19 protein-coding genes are annotated in these 19,931 nt (G+C 39.8%); 1 reads left to right on the top strand and 18 read right to left on the bottom strand.

Going from position 1 to position 19,931, the window contains the following annotated elements; genetic code table 11:
• Nucleotide 1: 1 nt before the first annotated feature.
• The 11 genes from csaB to CKV62_RS03985 all read right to left on the bottom strand — a co-directional run bounded on the left by csaB (nucleotide 2) and on the right by CKV62_RS03985 (nucleotide 11,477).
• A complete protein-coding gene (gene csaB / locus CKV62_RS04030) occupies nucleotides 2–1,102 on the bottom strand; it encodes a polysaccharide pyruvyl transferase CsaB (protein WP_095065798.1) in 1,101 nt (366 codons plus the stop codon).
• Nucleotides 1,095–3,137 carry a DUF5693 family protein gene (locus tag CKV62_RS04025; protein WP_095065797.1) on the bottom strand — a complete coding sequence of 681 codons (2,043 nt, stop codon included), beginning with the start codon at nucleotides 3,135–3,137 and terminating at the stop codon, nucleotides 1,095–1,097. Before CKV62_RS04025 ends, csaB begins: the two co-directional genes overlap by 8 nt.
• 12 nt (nucleotides 3,138–3,149) lie before the next feature.
• A complete protein-coding gene (locus CKV62_RS04020) occupies nucleotides 3,150–3,845 on the bottom strand; it encodes an LmeA family phospholipid-binding protein (protein WP_095065796.1) in 696 nt (231 codons plus the stop codon).
• A gap of 8 nt (nucleotides 3,846–3,853) precedes the next feature.
• Nucleotides 3,854–4,961 (bottom strand): peptide chain release factor 2 gene (prfB, locus tag CKV62_RS04015; protein ID WP_231968407.1). Its coding sequence is split into 2 segments (ribosomal slippage): nucleotides 3,854–4,903 and nucleotides 4,905–4,961, totalling 1,107 coding nucleotides; the frame shifts between segments, so codons are not numbered across the junction.
• On the bottom strand, nucleotides 4,890–5,045 hold the full coding sequence (locus tag CKV62_RS09470; RefSeq protein WP_169835165.1) for a hypothetical protein: 156 nt from the start codon (nucleotides 5,043–5,045) through the stop codon (nucleotides 4,890–4,892). Before CKV62_RS09470 ends, prfB begins: the two co-directional genes overlap by 72 nt.
• Nucleotides 5,046–5,054: 9 nt before the next feature.
• On the bottom strand, nucleotides 5,055–7,490 hold the full coding sequence (gene secA / locus CKV62_RS04010) for a preprotein translocase subunit SecA (protein WP_095065794.1): 2,436 nt from the start codon (nucleotides 7,488–7,490) through the stop codon (nucleotides 5,055–5,057).
• A gap of 299 nt (nucleotides 7,491–7,789) precedes the next feature.
• The gene (hpf, locus tag CKV62_RS04005) at nucleotides 7,790–8,317 is read right to left on the bottom strand and encodes a ribosome hibernation-promoting factor, HPF/YfiA family (protein WP_038114762.1); all 528 of its coding nucleotides are present in this window, start codon (nucleotides 8,315–8,317) and stop codon (nucleotides 7,790–7,792) included.
• 241 nt (nucleotides 8,318–8,558) lie between these two features.
• Nucleotides 8,559–8,756 carry a cold shock domain-containing protein gene (locus tag CKV62_RS04000; RefSeq protein WP_004693056.1) on the bottom strand — a complete coding sequence of 66 codons (198 nt, stop codon included), beginning with the start codon at nucleotides 8,754–8,756 and terminating at the stop codon, nucleotides 8,559–8,561.
• Between the two features lie 535 nt (nucleotides 8,757–9,291).
• Nucleotides 9,292–10,011 carry an amino acid ABC transporter ATP-binding protein gene (locus CKV62_RS03995; RefSeq protein ID WP_095065793.1) on the bottom strand — a complete coding sequence of 240 codons (720 nt, stop codon included), beginning with the start codon at nucleotides 10,009–10,011 and terminating at the stop codon, nucleotides 9,292–9,294.
• Nucleotides 10,008–10,658: an amino acid ABC transporter permease gene (locus CKV62_RS03990; protein ID WP_038114756.1), complete on the bottom strand. Its 651-nt coding sequence runs from the start codon at nucleotides 10,656–10,658 to the stop codon at nucleotides 10,008–10,010. Before CKV62_RS03990 ends, CKV62_RS03995 begins: the two co-directional genes overlap by 4 nt.
• A gap of 15 nt (nucleotides 10,659–10,673) precedes the next feature.
• Nucleotides 10,674–11,477 carry a basic amino acid ABC transporter substrate-binding protein gene (locus tag CKV62_RS03985; protein ID WP_095065792.1) on the bottom strand — a complete coding sequence of 268 codons (804 nt, stop codon included), beginning with the start codon at nucleotides 11,475–11,477 and terminating at the stop codon, nucleotides 10,674–10,676.
• A 927-nt stretch (nucleotides 11,478–12,404) separates the two neighbouring features.
• Between CKV62_RS03985 and CKV62_RS03980 the strand changes: the two genes are divergently transcribed.
• The gene (locus tag CKV62_RS03980) at nucleotides 12,405–13,007 is read left to right on the top strand and encodes an HD-GYP domain-containing protein (protein ID WP_038114752.1); all 603 of its coding nucleotides are present in this window, start codon (nucleotides 12,405–12,407) and stop codon (nucleotides 13,005–13,007) included.
• 103 nt (nucleotides 13,008–13,110) lie between these two features.
• Here the strand turns inward: CKV62_RS03980 and CKV62_RS03975 are convergent, their stop codons facing one another.
• From CKV62_RS03975 to rbfA, 7 genes are read right to left on the bottom strand one after another with little or no spacing between them, the layout of a single operon-like run.
• Complete coding sequence (locus CKV62_RS03975; protein WP_095065791.1) at nucleotides 13,111–13,800, bottom strand: ComF family protein; 690 nt, start codon at nucleotides 13,798–13,800, stop codon at nucleotides 13,111–13,113.
• Nucleotides 13,800–15,953, bottom strand: a complete 2,154-nt coding sequence (recD2, locus tag CKV62_RS03970; RefSeq protein WP_095065790.1) for an SF1B family DNA helicase RecD2 — start codon at nucleotides 15,951–15,953, stop codon at nucleotides 13,800–13,802. Before recD2 ends, CKV62_RS03975 begins: the two co-directional genes overlap by 1 nt.
• Nucleotides 15,953–16,717, bottom strand: a complete 765-nt coding sequence (locus CKV62_RS03965; protein ID WP_095065789.1) for a shikimate kinase — start codon at nucleotides 16,715–16,717, stop codon at nucleotides 15,953–15,955. Before CKV62_RS03965 ends, recD2 begins: the two co-directional genes overlap by 1 nt.
• Before the next feature lie 17 nt (nucleotides 16,718–16,734).
• The gene (locus CKV62_RS03960) at nucleotides 16,735–17,667 is read right to left on the bottom strand and encodes a bifunctional riboflavin kinase/FAD synthetase (RefSeq protein WP_095065788.1); all 933 of its coding nucleotides are present in this window, start codon (nucleotides 17,665–17,667) and stop codon (nucleotides 16,735–16,737) included.
• A gap of 2 nt (nucleotides 17,668–17,669) precedes the next feature.
• A complete protein-coding gene (locus CKV62_RS03955) occupies nucleotides 17,670–18,611 on the bottom strand; it encodes a tRNA pseudouridine synthase B (protein WP_095065787.1) in 942 nt (313 codons plus the stop codon).
• Nucleotides 18,611–19,555, bottom strand: a complete 945-nt coding sequence (locus CKV62_RS03950; RefSeq protein WP_095065786.1) for a DHH family phosphoesterase — start codon at nucleotides 19,553–19,555, stop codon at nucleotides 18,611–18,613. The genes CKV62_RS03955 and CKV62_RS03950 overlap by 1 nt, the downstream gene beginning before the upstream one ends.
• Nucleotides 19,556–19,572: 17 nt before the next feature.
• The gene (rbfA, locus tag CKV62_RS03945; protein ID WP_038114735.1) at nucleotides 19,573–19,929 is read right to left on the bottom strand and encodes a 30S ribosome-binding factor RbfA; all 357 of its coding nucleotides are present in this window, start codon (nucleotides 19,927–19,929) and stop codon (nucleotides 19,573–19,575) included.
• Nucleotides 19,930–19,931: the final 2 nt, after the last annotated feature.

The following is a 19,931-nucleotide window of genomic DNA, read 5'->3' as shown; positions in this document are numbered from 1 at the left end:
ATTAGAAATCCTTTAATAATGAAATAGCGATTTCCGCATTGCGTTGAGAATCGGATCTCAATGCTCGGATGCGGTCATAGGACTCCTGATAAACAGTCTTTGACGTCAATAATTCATGGCAACGTCTATATAATGCTTCCTCCCTCAAATGAGTCATCGTTCCAATAGGTTCTTGACCAATCATATGTAAAAAGCTGGTGATTTTCGGATCATAAGAGATTCCGATAACAGGTTTTCCCATGAGAGAACTGAACACCAATGCATGGAGACGTATACCGATCATCAAATCCACATTTCCGGATAAAGATAATTGTTGCTCTGTGGAAAATGGGCCTTCTAATACAATAGCCCCTTTCGGCATAAGCCCGGCAACCAGTTTTGCTTCTTTAGTATCCTCAGGATGAGACATAGGGATAAATATAATTTCTACTTGGTCCTGTTCCTGTAAGCGCGCCAACACATTAGCCAGTGATTCCCGATACTCCGTATCCTCTTTCCAGCTGCGTACTGCAACACCAATACGCTTAGGTGATATCCCGGTATCAGGCAACTTAGACGTGTATCCGTCTAATATATGCTGACCGATAGATATATCGGCTTTATTCATAGCCAGTACCGCATCGGCGGTAACCTCTACATCCTCAATTCCTAAGGACTCCAATTCATCTTTAGAAATGGAGTCACGTACCGTAATGGCATCTACAAATTTCAACATGCATCCTACGGCACGGCGTGTAGATTTGCGATTGAGAGGTCCTATACCTTGAGAGTAAAGCATAACCTTTTTACCCATCAACTTTGCGAGCCCCATAATACTCAAATAATAATATGTATTACGTATACTCGTCGCATCTTGTAAAAGACTGCCGCCCCCGCTGATGACCAAATCGGAGCTCGCAATGGCTTTCACAATACCTAGCGCCGAAAAGGTACCGACAGCATGAATAGCATGTTTCTTACTGGTCTCTCGCGGATTGCCCGAAATAACCGTTATATGCGCATCAGCCTCTTCCTTACGAATTGCATCAACGATAGCACATAACATGGCTTCATCACCGGCATTGCCAAAACCGTAATAACCGGAGATAACAATATTACTCATGTTTTACCTCCTGCTGTTGAAACCATTGTGTTACGTACATCATAAAACGTATCGCAATAATCAACGCAAGACCGATGACGACACCTATAAGCAATCCATCATAGCCGCGCATGATGGACATAAATACAGGGGTCCGAATATGACAGAATGTTTCAACCATGGATGCAATACCGATAACACCGGTAATCGTCAAAACAAAATGAATCACTGTAGGCCATTTTCTAAGGAATCCAAAAGTAGCTAACATCAACATAGGATGTCCAATAATAAATTCCTTTTCACGAGGTCGTGCATACAGTGTATTCTCAAGGAATCGGCGAAGCATCAATTCAAAACCCGGTACCGGCACACCTGCCGTATGACCGCTGCGCCCTAAAAATACCCAAGCTGCACCACCTAGCGCGGCAATGATAAAGAATACATAAAACTTAACGTCCATCGTAAGAAACTCAACAACGAACTGTTTGGCTTCTTCTTTAGAGTTAATCATGCGCCCTTTCCAGAGAGGAAACCGTTGTAAATAAGCTATCATTACAAGAATAATAGGCAATACAAATGTTAATTTAACACCTCTGAAAAGTGCAAACTCCATAAAGAATTTCGTATTTCCCAGAAGAGCGGCGATGAACATTCCACCTATAGCCGCGAATAATGTGGCGACAACAAGGTATAACACGGAAAGCAGTATGGATTTAACCGTACCCAACGGGCGAGAAGCGTCATAACGGCGCCATTCCTCCATCAGACAGATCATAGCACCTACAGGTGCCAGTACAGCTGATGAAAGGGCCCAAATTTGAGTAATCAACGTACCGCTCGTAATAATAAAAATTACGATGGACACTAAAGAGATACCAAAGAATGCAACTAACTGCGTATGTTTAGGCATAGGTATAAACATCTGCGCCACATATACAAACAATGCCACCGCTCCAATCATACTTAATACGACAAGCAGTGGATTTGGCGTATACGCCGGATAAATATCGGCAGGACCGAATTCATAGCCTTTTGCAGATAACTTATCTGTTGCCATCGCAATATAATTAATTGTCGTTTGTAACACGGTCTCATTATTTTGACCGGTTTCATATACAGGGAACAAATTATAGCGAATGTTACGTTCAATATCACTGATATAAAAACGCTGAGCGGACTCTTCAGGTGTGATTTTCTTTAATTCATCTTTAGCGATAGTATAAACGCGACCTACACTATAGCCATTCTTGGCAGCCATTTCAAGAAATCCTTGTTGCGGCTCATATTGAAGCTGATTTACCGCCTCAATACCGACTAACGGGATATGGTGTTTATTTAGCAGTTCCACTGTTTCATCAATGTGGTTCGGTGCCCCCAGAGCTTCTTTCCCGGCAAAAATCATACCGGTCACATGAGGTACACCATCTAGACGATTAAAAACATATTGAATATCTTCTGATGTTACATTTCTGTAGTTAGTAGGGCGAACAATAACATTAAAGCCTTTATCGGCCACTTCCTCAGCCTGTAATTTGGAAATGCCGAGATTCATCTTTTTATAACTGTCTTCTGTAGCACCGTATAATTCAATAACAGGTCCTATGCTCGTGTTGAGTTCATGTACCTTATCCTTGCCGATACGATGATACAAGTCCTCTCGAATTTCCTTGTAATAACCTTCCTTACCTGAAGCAAGTGCTATATACAGAGCCCCCGGTTTTACAGATGCTCCGTTAACACGAACGGAATTCATATCTTGCGCAGTCAATAATCTGATTTGACCGGCATCGTGCGCCTTTTCCAATGTGCGATCATAAATGGCAAATGCTGTGACACCTGCATTCCGCAATGCATCAAAAGCTTCTTCCTGACTTCTTTTTTCAAAGGCATTGGCACGCAATACCGCATCGTAGTCAACGATATTTTCAATATGATTTTGAGACTTTTCAATTTGATGTCGTTCAAATACCAAGTATAACGATGATAATAAACCAACAATAATACAAAGTATAAGAATCCAAGAATACTTATTTTTTTGTGCGCTCCGACGATTCACGGCAAATCCTTTCTATTTGAGTACAGGGATAACTTTGATATGAATTTCCCCATTAGTAACGTCAATACGTTCCGCTTTCACAGGAATCGGGAACGTATTGAAATCGTAAATTTCTGTAGTTTCCAGAATACCAGATGTAAAGCCCGGAATCGTTGCACCGTTAAGAGTAAATCTCTTAGGTGCAAAAACCAATGTATTTCCCTTTAATTCCAACGTACCTTCAAGTTGAATAGTGCCTCGGAACACCATACCAACATTCATATCCCCGGATAAGGTAATCTTATCATTACCGATGTTCACCTTAACATCTTTAATGGTATTACCCGCTTGTTCACTCAAAAATGCAGATAAATCCGCACTTGTAATAACACCGTCGATGCTAGCTTTCCCCACGCTAATCACATCCAGTTCCTGATTAGCAATCAGAGAAACAGGATTAATTAAAATTTGCTTTGCATCATAATCAAAGTTTACAAAATTCAATTTGCCTAATCGTACGTTTTTAAGCGTGCCCGACACTTGATCCGCTTCCCCATATAACAGTTTAAAGCCAGGCTGGACCTCTACATTGACCACTTGAGAATCAGGTTGTAGAGACTTATTAATTTCTTTTTCAATGCGCGATTCCACATAGTTAGGCAATAAAAATTGAGTCGCTAAGAAGATGCCTACGACAAGCACCAGTAAAAAGAGTAAAAATTTTTTCATCAGGTCTCCTAAATCGTTAAATCAGCTTCCTTTTTCAAGTACCCTTCGATGAATTGATCAATGTTACCATCCATAACGGATTGTACATTGCCGGTTTCCACGCCGGTACGATGATCTTTTACAAGATTATATGGATGGAATACATAGGATCTGATTTGACTGCCCCATTCAATGGCCTGATAGGTACCACCGATTTGTTCCTTCAATTCAGCCTGTTTTTCTAGTTCCAGTTCGAATAATTTAGCTCGCAATAATCGTAATGCCTGTTCTCTATTCTGTATTTGAGAGCGTTGAGACTGACATTGTACGACGATTCCCGTCGGTCTATGAGTCATACGGACAGCGGAGTCGGTCTTATTAATATGCTGTCCGCCGGCACCACTGGCCCGATACGTATCAACTTGTACATTCTTCATATCGATATTGATATCTACCGTATCATCGATTTCCGGCATAACATCAACAGCTGCAAAGGATGTATGACGACGCGCCGCTGCATCAAATGGTGAAATCCGAACAAGACGATGTACACCCTTTTCTGATTTTAAATACCCAAAACTATTTTCGCCTTTAATGAGAAACGTAGCCGATTTGATACCTGCTTCATCGCCGGGCTGTTCATCCATAAGTTCAACAGAATATCCCGATTTTTCAGCCCAACGTAAATACATACGAATCAGCATAGAACACCAGTCTTGTGCCTCTGTACCGCCGGCTCCGGCATGGAAAGTCAGAATCGCATTGTTTGCATCATATTCACCGCTCAATAAAAGCAATACCTCTTGTTTCTCAACGGTTTCTTCAATATGGTCAACATACTCTTTAATATCGCCTTCCATTGAAGAATCATCTTCCTCAATAGCCATATCCAGCATGACGCCGGCATCTTCAATATCGCTAACCAATTGTTTATAACCTTCCACAGCATTTTTCAGTTGTGTCGCTTCTTGAGATATCTTGCGGGCCTTATCCGGATTATCCCAAAATGTGGGATCACTCATCTGCACGTCAAGTGTAAAAATCCGCTCTTCCTTCTGAGCGATGTTAAAGTGAATCCCTCATTCCATAAATACGTTCTTCCAGATTTGCAATAATCGGTTTTAAATCCTCTAACAATTTATGTTCACCACCTTCGATAATGACTCCAGTAAAATGAAAATGGCCGTCGCCCAAAAGATCTCCCACTGAGCAACGTGCCATTCACAAATTTTAATCTATATTTTGTGGCTCCAACACATCTTCATGATGGGGTTGTGCACCTTCCAAGTGATCAACAGGTTGTTCAATTTCCTCAATCAATTGTGCACGAATTTTGTATAACGCCATGATTGTTTCATCTTGAATCGCTTCAATCATACGTTGGAACATTTCATAGGCTTCAAATTTATATTCCACCAACGGATTTTTTTGTCCATATGCACGAAGACCGATACCTTCACGCAACATGTCCATATTATCCAAATGTTCCATCCATTTGTTATCAACAACGCGCAACATAATAGCCTTTTCAAGTTGTCCGAACATAGCTTCGCCAAGCATATCCACACGATCTTGGTACTCTTCATGAGCAATATCCAATAAGCGTTCCAAAAGGTCCTGACGACTATATTCCTCCATATCTTGAGCTGACATAATATCTTCTGTTAAGAAGTATTGACTCAAATGTTTATATAAGCCTTCATAGTCCCATTCCTCCGGATAGAGTTTTTCATCTGCATAAGTATCTACAGACTCAGTCACCAGCTTATTAATCATTTCATCTATAGTTTCACGCAACGATTCATTGCATAAAATGCGACGACGTTGTTCATACAGGACTTCACGTTGTTGATTCATAACATCATCATATTCAAGGACATACTTACGAATATTATAGTTATGATCTTCTACTTTCTTTTGAGCTCGTTCAATTGATTTAGTAATCAACGAATGTTCGATAGGCTCGTCTTCTTCCATGCCTAATTTATCCATGATGCCCGAAATATTGTCGGCACCAAAGATACGCATCAAATCATCCTCTAAGGACAAGAAGAACTGCGATGACCCCGGGTCACCTTGACGGCCTGCACGACCGCGTAATTGATTATCGATACGACGGCTTTCATGACGTTCCGTACCTAAAATAGCCAAACCGCCGAGTTCAGCCACACCTTCACCGAGGGAAATATCAGTACCGCGACCGGCCATGTTCGTGGCAATGGTCACCATACCCATTTGGCCCGCATCTGCAATGATTTCCGCTTCTTTTTCATGATGTTTCGCGTTCAAAACCTTGTGAGGTACACCGGCACGTAACAGCATATCTGAAAGTTCTTCAGATTGCGTGATGGAAGTTGTACCGATCAAAATCGGTTGCCCCTTCTGATGGCGCTCTACAGCATTTCGTACAACGGCACGATACTTAGCAGCCTTCGTTTTAAAAATCTGATCCGGTAAATCCACACGGGCCAACGGTTTATTAGGTGGAATCGGCAATACGTCCAATCCGTAAATATCGTTGAATTCCTTTTCTTCCGTTTTGGCTGTACCGGTCATACCTGCTAACTTTTCATACATACGGAAATAGTTCTGAAATGTAATGGATGCCAAGGTCTGGCTTTCACGTTCAACCTGTAATCCTTCCTTTGCTTCGATTGCCTGATGCAAGCCATCGGAATAACGGCGGCCGAACATCAAACGTCCCGTAAATTCATCGACAATAACGACTTCATTGTCCTTGACCACATAATCGACATCGCGATGCATCATTGCGTAAGCACGTAAGGAGGCACCGAGCAAATGATTCAACTCGATATTTTCAGAATCATACAGATTTTCAACGCCAAGCATTTTTTCCACTTTAGCAATACCCGAATCCGTAGGCGCAATGGTCTTCTGTTTTTCATCAATCGTATAGTCTTCATCTTTTACAAGATGAGGAACGATTTTAGCCAACTTATAATAATTATCCGTAGAACGTTGACCAGGTCCCGAAATAATCAATGGAGTTCTAGCCTCATCGATAAGAATAGAGTCAACTTCATCGACGATAGCATAATTCAAAGGCCGCTGCACCATTTGCGATGCATCGGATACCATGTTATCACGCAGATAGTCAAACCCGAACTCATTATTTGTACCATATGTAATATCGCAAGAATAAGCTTCCTTACGTTGATTATAATCAAGGTTTGCTACGATAAGACCGACAGATAGTCCTAAAAATTTATATAATTTCCCCATCCACTCGCTATCACGCGTAGCCAAATAATCATTGACAGTAACAACATGAACACCTTTACCTGTAAGGGCATTTAAATATACCGGCAATGTCGCTACCAAGGTTTTACCTTCACCGGTACGCATTTCTGAAATATTTCCACGATGAAGTGCAATACCGCCGATCATTTGCGTATCAAAATGACGCATTCCCAACACGCGTTTAGATGCTTCGCGAACGACAGCAAATGCTTCCGGTAATATATCATCCAGGGATTCACCCTTTTGTATGCGACGCTTAAACTCATCTGTTTTAGCAACTAAATTAGTATCACTGAGCTTTACATAATTAGGTTCAATTTCATTAATATGGTCGACAATAGTGCGCATCTTCTTAATTTCATGAGCGCTATTATTGCCAATTAGCCTTTGTAAAAAGCCTAACAAACAAATCACTCCTCTACAGGACATCTTACATTATCTTATCTAATTTATTATAACGAAAACGCCTTGAATAGTCAAAGAATTCAAGGTGTTTTACTATTATTTCTCCACATTACCGTTCCATAATAAACTCAAAATTAAAAGATATATTTTTAACCTGATATACTTTCATTGACAGTCGATCTAGAAAAGTCTACACATAAAAAGTGGATGACATAAATAGTCATCCACTTTTTTATAATAATCGGCCGACTCTGACAATAGAAAGGAGTTTAGAATAAATGGTCAACCGATATTATCAATTATTGAAGTTCCGGTTCAATCAAACCGTAGAACCCATCATGTCTGCGATATACGACATTCATACTTTCCGTTTCCGCATTGAAGAACATGAAGAAATCATGTCCGATAAGATTCATTTGCAAAATAGCTTCCTCTACATCCATTGGACGTACAGCAAAATGCTTCCGTTTTACAACTTCGATGGTTTCTTCTTCCACAGGTACATCCAGTTGAGCAGGATGGAACGCTTCCTGTTTTTTGAAACGTTTAGCTAAACGAGTTTTATGTTTGTGAATTTGTCGAATAATTTTATCTACAACTAAATCGATAGCTGCATACATATCATCATTTGTTTCTACACCGCGAAGTACGATTTTATCCACAAAACAAGTAATTTCTATAGTAGATTTATCTCTTACAACGGATAGCACCGCTTGTGCATCTAACTCATCATCAAAGTAACGGGTCAATTTGCTCAATCTTTTTTCGATATACTCGCGAAGAGCATTTGTCACTTCAATGTTTTTACCTCTGATAGCTACTTTCATAAGTCAACACCCTTTCTAAAAATCAACCACGAGATACGAGTGCTTTACATAATTTATACTAATGTCTCGTGCTATATTTAGTATTTCTACACAAGGCGGTTAAACTCCTCTTTTTATTAGAAAAAATTTTTTTAATTTTTGCAGAATTATAAAATCGCTTTATAAGATAACTCAAAAATCCCAATACCAAAGGATATCGGGATCTAATTTATGTTGTATTTATGTATTTTTCAGTATGTGATTACGCTTTAACAACATTTGCAGCTTGAGGGCCACGGTTGCCATCAACGATTTCGAATTCAACATTTTGACCTTCAGTCAAAGATTTAAATCCTTCATCTTGAATTGCAGAGTAATGCACGAACACATCGCTACCGTCTTCTCTTTCAATAAAGCCATAACCTTTTTCTGCGCTAAACCATTTCACTTTACCTAACATGGTAACATCCTCCTAAAAATATATATATTGTCTTGCACTACATTTGTATCATAACACAGCATGTATAAAATATCAAACGTTATTAACCGCGCTCTTAATGAATATACAAAATTTTTTTATTGGAGATAATTTTCTTGTTATACTCGCAACATCCGTTATAAATCGAATTATAAGAGTTCATGACAAAAGCAGATCAACATCATATTAATAATAAAAGTATGCATTAAAAATTATCAGTTACACCGTTGAATGCATAAATTATTGTTATATCACAAATATTTATAGGCATAATCGATTTTTATAGATTTAACTGTCTATATATTCACTGTTTGACACACTTATTTTCACGACTAGGAATTGCCATCATCATAATTTTTTATAGGTATAAAGCCATTCATTTATCATGAATTTAAATATGAACCATTTCAGTTTTCTTCATGAACAAAAAAGAGATGTAATTAAAACACAATGTAATCACACCTCTTAATATCTCTCAATTATGACTAATCTGATGTCTATCGATTATGACTGATCATTATAAAATTTTAGATAGGAATAATTTTGTTCTATCATTCGTCGGCGCTTCAAATACATGTTTAGGAGTATCATCCTCTAAGATTAAACCGCCGTCTACAAACAGCACTCGGTCCGCCACTTCTTTCGCAAAATTCATTTCGTGAGTAACGATAACCATCGTCATCCCCTCATAAGCAAGAGACTTCATAACATCAAGTACTTCCCGAACCATTTCCGGATCAAGAGCGGAAGTCGGCTCATCAAAAAGCATTACTTTCGGTTTCATCGCTAACGCACGAGCGATAGCCACACGTTGTTTTTGCCCGCCCGATAAGGAATCGGGATACGCATTTGCCTTATCAGCTAAACCTACTCGATCAAGTAAAGCTTGTCCGACTTTCTTAGCCTCCTCATCAGATAGTTTACGCACCTTCTTTTGCGCCAGTGTTAGATTCTCCATTACTGTCATATGAGGAAATAAATTGAAATTTTGGAATACCATTCCCACTTCAGCGCGTACTTCGTTCAATTTCGTCTTATCAGCCAAATCCATGCCATCTACAATAACCTTGCCCGATGTAGGCTCTTCCAAGTAATTCATCGTACGCAACACCGTACTTTTACCGGATCCGGACGGACCGATGATTACCACAACTTGCCCCTGTTCAATATGCAAATTGATACCTTTAAGTACTTCATTTTTACCGAAGGTTTTATGTACATTTTCTAATCTAATCATTTAATGCTGTATTTCCTTTCAAGGTATCCAACTAATTGTGAAATACTCACCGTCATTATGAGATAAATAATTGCAACGGTTCCCCAAATCTCAAATGACGCATACGTTTTTGCAATAATTAATTGACCGCGACGTGTTAACTCTTCAAATCCGATAACAGAAACCAATGAAGAATCTTTCAACATCGCAATAAATTCATTCCCCAATGGAGGAATAATTGCTTTGAAAGCTTGCGGCATAACGATATATCGCATCGTTTGCCCCCAAGTCAACCCCAGAGAACGTCCCGCTTCCATCTGCCCTTTATCGATAGATTGAATACCGGCACGGAAAATTTCAGAAACATAGGCACCGGAGTTAATACTACATGCGGTTACAGCAGCAATAAACGGGTCGATTCTCTGTCCTGTAAGCATCGGCAATGCAAAATAGATTAAAAATATTTGTACCAAAAGAGGGGTACCACGAATTATATCCACATAACATTTAGCCAATAGTCTAACTATACTAAAATTTGATAAATTCGCTAAAGACACCAATAACCCGATAAAAAATCCACACCCCACCGACATTGCGGTTATTTCTACTGTTACTAGGGCTCCTTGCAATAAAAGCGGCAAATTACTAGATATGACATTCCAGTCCATTCATTACTCCCTATACTATTTAAAATCTACAACAACGGGCATATCTGCAGGTGCATCTACATTAAACCATTTTTTATATAATGCATTAAATTCGCCATCCGCCTTCATCTCTTCAATAGCTTTGTTTATTTGTTCCTGTAAAGCCTTATTATCTTTATTAATTGCAATACCGAGATATTCTTTCGTATTCGGATATGCCATATATTTAATCTGTTGGTCCGGATGTTTTGTAGTGTAATATTGTGCCACAGGCAAATCGATAACCGTTGCATCAGCCCCACCATTTTGTAATTCTAACAGAGCTTCATTACTATGGTCAAATTCTTTTACCGTAGTACCTTCAATTTTATGTGCCAAATCGGAACCTGTAGTACCTAATTGAGCCGCAATTTTCTTACCTTTTAAATCATCTAGAGAGTTGATATTTTGACCATCTTTAAATACAACGGCTAAAGCATTTTCATAATATGGAGACGAGAATAATACTTTTTCACTTCTTGCTTTTGTAATGGTCATACCGGAAGCGGCCACATCGATATCGTGTGTATTCAAAGCCGGAATCAACGCATCAAACGCAACATTTTTAAGTTCTACATCTTTATTGATACGCTTGCCGATTGCACGAATCAATTCGATATCAAAACCGGTATAATCCTGTGTTTTTTCATCTTTAAATTCGAACGGTACAAAGGTAGCATTCGTACCTACAATTAATTTATTAGATGTGTCAGCGGTGGATCCACAGCCACCTACAACAGCACCGGCCATAATCAACATACAACTACCAAGAATTAGTTTTTTAAATTTATTATGTAACATAGTATCAACCTCATAAACTTAATTTACAATTACTATATTGATAGTATAGACACAAGGTATAAATATGTCAATATTTTTGTATATATTATTCCATTTAATCGTTATATTTCCGATATAATCCTCTTCGGCTATACAATCCATGAATATTTATTACACCAATGTATACTCTATTTGCTTTAGCCATAGGATTTATAACCGTTTGCTGATATACATATGTATAAAAGAAAAAGCACATGAGAAAAGCCTCATGTGCCTGTATACGGCTGACCTGGTTTTTGCCCCCACACTCGCCTGCTGGAAGGTTCGCTCATAAGTCTGTGACTCCCCACTACTACTTCTCTCGTGTTACCGGCAGGACTTACACCTAAGCCGCACCATGCTCACAGCCTCTCGGGCTGCTTATGTGGATCGTTTCGCCTGCGACTGGCATCGACTTGCAACCACAGACCCGTATAAAGTTATTATAAATAATATTCTCATTACTGTCTAGGTATACGCCTATTAACCTTAGGGTTTAATTGATGTATTCTTTTAATACCACATAAACATAAAACTTTTACCCACATAATATAACCAAACATACCGACTATTTATTCTCAGTAGAATAAAAATAATTTTTTCAAGTCTTTTTTTCGTTGTATAGAAAATAGGAATAGAATACATAAAAATTTCTTCATAATTCTATCATTTTTATTAAATCAATTTTTTAAAGCACCATTCTTATTGCATTCCTAAAAAGTCAATCATTTTTTGTATGATAAATATGAATACTAGCATCATAGGAGAACATATGTCTCATACACAAAAAAAAATTTATGGTGTATAATACGTATACTGTTAATAAAGAACGAACCAAAAGTTGTACGATATAAACATTTATACTTGGGGATGTATAATATATTATGTAGGTGAGTAAAGGGGTTTACTATGTTTATGTTATCATTAATGCAGCCGTCCGGGCTGTATGAATTGGAGAAAGATAGTCTAGAGGCCATCAGTGCACAATTATTGCAGATGATACAGATGAAAAGCTATCATCTATATACGCATTCCATCCAGGTTGCCAATTATGCGGTCAGTATCGCCGCAAAAATGGGATTGCCGCTAAATGAAATTGAGCAAATTCGTCATGCCGCCTTACTCCACGATGTAGGTCTCTTAATGGTACCTAATGCACTTATACAAAAGTGTCCATATCTGAACAAACAAGAAATGTCCAAATATAAACAACATGCTGCAAGCGGTGCCAACATGATTGAAAACTATCCATGTTGCCAGCAAATCTTGCCCTATATCCGCTATCATCACGAAAAATGGGATGGCTCCGGATATCCGAAGCATTTACGCGGCGCTAATATTCCATTAGGCGCCCGTATTATCGCCGTTGCTGATTATTATGACACGACGGTTAATCCATCCACCGAATTTTGGGCAAAGACCAAGGCGAAAGCAAAAGAAGAACTCTTCAGTGCATCAGGCTCTCTCTTTGATCCCGATGTGGTGAAAGCCTTTATCGATGTCCTAGGATAAAATTATGTCTTAGTCTAAAGGTCTATGCTCTGGACTAAAACATAACTTCAAATCTTATAGTTAATGTGCTAATTTAAGATACAAAATAATTTATGAACTATCATTAGAAGCTCCCACTGGCAAGTGTAAGGGCTTCTAATTTTTTTGGCCTCTTTAATCGCAATATTTTAGCTACCGCCTCCAAGGTGGCACCGGTCGTATAAATATCATCCACAATAAGAATTCTCTTTCCTTCCAGATTAACATCATCATAATCACAATGCATCATGAAAGCATCGTTAATATTAGCTTGCCGTTCTTTATGTGTCAGGCTCCACATATCACGCTCCGTATCAAATTTGTAAAGGCAATCAAGCCACGCAAAATATGTAGGATACATATGATGTAATGCATCCGCCCAAGGTTTAAAAAATAGATCTACCTGATTATATCCGCGTTGTTCTCTCTTAGCCGCACCGGATGGAACAGGAACAATATAATCAAATACATACGAGTTTACAGTAACACTGTTAAATTTTCTGTGCATGTAAAAGTTGTACGATACTAGAAAAGGAGCAGCCCCTTTGGACTGCTCCTTTTTTTCGTTGAATTTGACATCATATATCATGGACTTCATACCGCCCTTGTAGTCGGCCAATATGCATACATCATCTAAATGATGTAAAAACTTATTAGGTACATGGCGAATATGTAAAAGTTCGGTAAAACAGGATTCACACCAATCCCCTTGTGATGCTACCTCAGCACCGCAATGCGGACATGTAGGAGGAAATAAGAAATCCCATAAACTCATTACGAATCACAGCTCCCTTGTATACGTTCCTTAAATAATGTATACCGTTCATCAGCATTTACCGTATGAACCGCACGATCAATAGCGCTCGTTGTGCCGACGATGATAACCTTACGCTTAGCACGTGTTACAGCGGTATATAATAAATTTCTCTGCAACATACCGCCGTATCGAGGTACAAAAGGAATAATCACCACACCATATTCACTGCCTTGACTCTTATGCACCGTAATTGCATAAGCAGGCATAATCATATGTGCATCATCGATAGAAAGACGCACTTCCTTATGGATAAAACGGATGCAAATATCCGTTCTCGTAATGGCATAAATGATACCGATTTCACCATTAAATATGTCCAAATCATAGTTATTCAAAATTTGAATAACCTTATCTCCGACGCGGTACGTAATACCATTAACACGAACCTCACCCTTATGACTGTCAGGAGGATTCAATGCTTGTTGTACATATTGTGATATGCGTGTACTCCCCGCTTCACCGCGACGCATGGGGGAAATAATCTGAATGTCCAGTTCATCCTCTATATGCTCCTGCTCACGCTTATACACATCAATGATAACTTTCATCAGCGCATCATAAGAGTTTACAGGTATAAAAGAAAATTCATCACCATTACCATCAAGTTTAGGCATATCGCCCCGATTAATAGCATAAGCACTGTCGACAATTGTATTACCAGAGTTCTGCCGATAAATCTGATTTAACCGTGTATAGGGCACACAATCACTGTCGAGTAAATCCTTCAGAACAAAACCAGCACCTATGGGCGGCAACTGATCCACATCGCCCACAATGATGACATGAGCCTCCCTAGGAATAGCCGCCATGAGAGAATAAAATAAACGCACATTCAACATGGAGGCTTCATCTATGATGATAACATCAATGTCGAGAGGATCATCTTCATTCTTCGTAAAATCATATGAATCACTCCCCTGCACGGGTACCAATAAACGATGAATCGTAGTCGCTTCAAACTCCGTCGCCTCCGTCAGACGCTTAGCAGCACGCCCGGTCGGTGCACAGAGAATGATACGCCCCAGGCCCCCTAATTGAAAACCTTTCACCAGGGCCTTAATAATCGTTGTTTTACCTGTACCCGGTCCACCTGTGATAAGAGAAAATTTTTCAAAAAAGGATAGTTTGATTGCTTCCTTCTGAGCATCACCGAAAGTAATATGATTCTCCTGTTCAAACCGATCGATAAAACCCTGTATATCAAGCGATATAGGGTCAGCTTCCAGTAGAAAGTCACGCGTATAATTAGCGCCTTCCACTTCGGCTACATACATCTGAGGCGGATAGATATAGAGAATATCATCATGATAGGTGCTGCAGAGAGCACCTTGTTCCAATAAGGATTGAATAAAATCAGCAATATCATCTACATCTGTTTGTAACAGATCATCCATGCGAGCGATAAGCTGGTCCACCGGTAAGCATGTATGACCCTGATTATCGAGATTCCGTAAAATCCATTCAAGGCCGGCCTCCAGTCGTCGCATATCGCTGCCAGTAATTCCAAGATTTTCAGCCAGCGTATCTGCTGTTCCGAAAATCATATCCTGAGCAACACGAAGCAATGTATACGGATTATCCTTGATTACATCGACAGCTTGTACCCCATAGTATGTATAAACGGTACGACTCCATTTCGATGAAATATGATGACTTTCAAAGAAATGATTCAGATCCGCTAAGATGCCTTCCCCCAATAAGGTATTAAAAAGTTCATCCTTAACGCTTTGTCTCAGCCCCGGTACCTCCTTGATTTCCTCCGGTCGTTCTTCGCGCAATACCTCTAAGATCCGAATACCGAAATAATCTAATACCTTTTCAACAGATTTTTCACCGAAGCCTTTGATGCCGAGATTCATCAGGTATAATTTAGCAGCCCCCATATTATCGGGTTTCAATTTCTCTATACTGAACGCATCAAACTGAAAACCGTATTTCGCATGTTCCACATATCGACCGCGAACTTCGATATCCTCGCCTTCCTTAGGAGATTCGAACTTACCCGTACAAGTAATGTATTCCTCATTATAATCTTTCAATATAAACACACAATATGTGCGCTGTGTGTTTTCATATATAGTTCGGTATACAACTCCTCGTATGGCGTCCATTATTTCTCCGTATTCGGCAAAGCTTCAATAATTTCTTGTACCGCATCGGTAATACTGCCTTCATTACCGATTTTAATATGTGCAACCTGTTCATATAAAGGATACCGTTCTTCATAAACATTGAAAATGTACTCGATACTTTCCTTTACAAGAGGCCTGATTTCCAAATCCAAATCATCCAGAATATGATTGACATCGCGATTCACGAATACAACCAACCCGTTGTTTCGCATGAGTTTAACCGTTTTATCATAGGTAACCGTACCGCCACCGGTCGCTATCACCGACGGTTTATTCCGGATCAGTTCTTTAATCGTGGAATATTCATACTTACTGAAAGCATCCTTACCATCGTAAATAAAAATATTCTGCACCGATTTACCGACCTTATCTTGAATGGTCTGATCCAAATCGTAAAAATCACGCCCCAATTCCTTTGCCAGCATTTTCCCGACCGTCGTCTTGCCTGCACCGGGCATACCGATAAGGAAAATATGTTTATGCATATGCTCTTTCAAAAACTCGTTACTCATGGATACAACGGTTTTTAAATAATTTTCCACATATGGCGACAAATTTTTATCCTTACAAAAATCTCTGTGTAAAGCAATGATATCTTCATCACGCTCTTCATCGATAAGCGGCAAGTGATGCTCATCCTTATACTTCCCGATTTCCTTTATCAGGTTCAACCGTTTTTCAAATTCTTTAACCAATACGGCATCTATGCTATCAATTTGTTTACGAGCTTCTTTAATATCCATTAGAACACCCTCTATCCTCACACGTCAGTCAAAATACGCAACGCTTTCTCTTCATCGACTTTCATCTGATCGATTAGATCCTGCAAATGGCTGAATTTAATCTCTGACCGTATATACGCAATAAATTGAACAATAACACTTTGTCCATATACATCCCGATCAAAGTCAAATACATGAACCTCACATCGATGATATTGATTCTTAAAGGTCGGATTATCTCCGATATTGCCGACCCCGTTATACCATTTACCATCAATACGTACACGATTTGCATAAACACCATCAGGCGGAATCGCCATTTCATCAGGCAATAGCAAGTTTAACGTAGGAAATCCCAACGTCCGTCCCCGTTGATCACCTTTAATTACGATTCCCTTGAATTGATACGGTCGCCCCAACCACTTTGTGGCATCCTCCATACGCCCTTCTTGAATCGCCTTTCGAATTTCCGTACTGGAAATCGGTTTCTCCAAAGAATCGCAAGGTAATAGCGGCTGTACCAAAACACGGATATCCGTAGGTTCTAAAGTCTGCCGTATATAGGAAGGATTTCCCAATCCCTGCGCACCAAAAGTAAAATTCTCACCCATTACGATTGCTGCTACATTCATATTCTTGCATAGAATTTTAAGGAACTCCTCCGCCGTGACACGCAATAAACCTGCCGTCATAGGTAACCGTAAAACATAGTCCACATTCATAGCCGATAAAATATCGTCCATAACAGCCTGCTGAACCAGTAACTTCGGCACTCTATCCGGATGTAAAATGGTCAACGGATGACGTTCAAATGTGACAATTATACTCACCGCCTGTGCTGATTTAGCCTCTTGCACAGCCTTATATATAACTCGCTGATGACCTCTATGAATGCCGTCAAAGGTACCCAAGGCATATACTTTTCTATCTTTGATTTGGCGCAATTCATCAAACGAATGTATTTGCTTCATACTCATCCTTTAATAAAAATATTTTTATCCACCTTCAATGTGTGGTCTGTTCGCTTCATAATACCTATAAACCCGTGAGGTCCATAGGCTCTATAGAGATGACCTGTTTCTGTGAAAGCAAAGTCTTTACCGATCGGTAACTCCTTGCCTTCTATCATCATCCTTAATTGTACACTATTTACAACTACTTGCGAAAGATGGGAAACCGCCGTATCTGTCGGTAATAGTAAACTTTCACCATGGACCATCAGCTCTTCAGCCATCTTGGTCATGGAGATATCAAAAGGGCCCACCTGTGTACGTGCCAAAGATGTCATCATTCCCGGAATTCCAAGAGATATGCATATATCGCGCAACAGGGATCGGATATACGTGCCCCCTGAGCAGGTAATACGAACTGTAAAGTAAGGAAATCCATATGCAATGAGTTCAATCTGCTTAATATGAATTCGACGTAACGGCAATTCTACAGGAATCCCCTTACGAGCATATTCATAAGCGCGAATACCGTTGACCTTGATTGCCGAATATTTTGAGGGCCGTTGATACTGCTCGCCTTCAAAGGTTTTCAATATGCTTTGTAGTTCATCAAAACCAGGCTTGCCAATAGATTCATCTAAGATAGACGAGCCTGTCTGAGAATCTACGAGAACCCCTGCTCTAAGAGACATATCCGCATCGGGTAGTACCGGACTGCCGGAACTATCCTCCGTATCCGTAAAGGTGCCGAATTTACATTCCGCTACATAGGTCTTGTCAAAGTCTTCCGTGTATTCGATAAGGCGAGTTGCCTTACCGAGAAATATAGGTAATACACCATATGCCATGGGATCTAACGTTCCGCTATGACCGATGCGTTTTTCTTTTAAAATACGACGACATATAGCCACTGCATCATGACTGGTAATGCCGGGCGGTTTTAAAAACGGTAAAATACCATCCATTATTTAATAGCCTCAATTAATACACGTTTAGCCTCTGTTAATGGCAAATTAATCGTACAGCCGGCAGCACGGATATGGCCACCACCGCCAAAACGGGCAGCAATTGCGTTTACATCCGCCCCTTTAGATCGCAGGCTCACACGCGTGCGATCATCCGACTCAGCTTTCAGCAAAATAGAAATGTCCACCGTATCTACATTGCGGATTATATCCACAAAACCGTCTGTATCATCGCCGAGAATATCCATAGCCTCTCTGTTTAATTCAATGGTAGCCACAGTATCATTTTTATGAAATTCAATGGTCTGCATAATCTGCTTCGTCAAATCGAGACGCTCAGCCGATACGGCCTCAATCGTCTCTGAAATCACATTAGGTCTAGCCCCTGCAGCCACACATTTAGCAGCCATTTCCAGCGTATTAGCCGTGGTATTGCTGAATTTAAAGAATCCGCAATCCGTAGCAATAGCCATATAGAGAGCAGTCCCCATGGACTCTGTAATAGGCCAATTCCATTTTGCACATAAATCGGTAATAATTTCACCGGTAGCAGCAAACTCAGACTTTAAGTATAGATGATCCGCAAATTCCATATTGGAAATATGATGGTCTATATTAAAAATAGGTGCACTCCACAGTGCACCTACTTTGCCAATTCGCTCATACGTGCTAGCATCCAAAACCATGAGCATATCGATATCCACAGGATGGGACTCAAAATACGCTACATCATGGATATGATCCGTATACTGTAAGAAAGTGTATTTGTCAGGTACTACATCATCCACTACCATATATACGGTTTTGCCTTGCCCTACAAGGGCTTCATAAAAGGCGACCATAGAGCCGATAGCATCGCCATCGGGACGGATATGGACGGTTAGCATAATAGAATTAGCTTCACACAGAGCCATATGTAATTGATTAATTGTAATCTTACTCATGTTCTGTATCCTTTGTGTTAATTTGTTTCTTCATCCTTTTTAATCTCATGTAAAAGGGATTCGATGCGCATGCTGTAATCCAGCGACGTATCCTTATCAAAGGTAATCGTAGGAATATGTCGCAATTTAAGTACCTTTCCGAGTTCAGTACGAATATGGCCTGATGCATGCTTTAATGCGATAAGAGTATCTTCTTTTTCTTTATCGGAACCAAACAAGCTAACGTAAATAGTGGCTTCTCGTAAATCACCCGTCACGTGCACATCTGTAACGGTAGTGAAGCCGATGCGAGGATCTTTTAATCCGCGCATCAGCATTTGACTTACCTCTTGTTTGATAAATTCCTGTAATTTTCTGACACGAACGTCACTCATAA

Origin of the sequence: Veillonella rodentium (assembly GCF_900187285.1) — a bacterium.
Lineage (GTDB): Bacteria > Bacillota > Negativicutes > Veillonellales > Veillonellaceae > Veillonella > Veillonella rodentium.
This window is presented reverse-complemented; position numbering and strand designations above follow the sequence as displayed.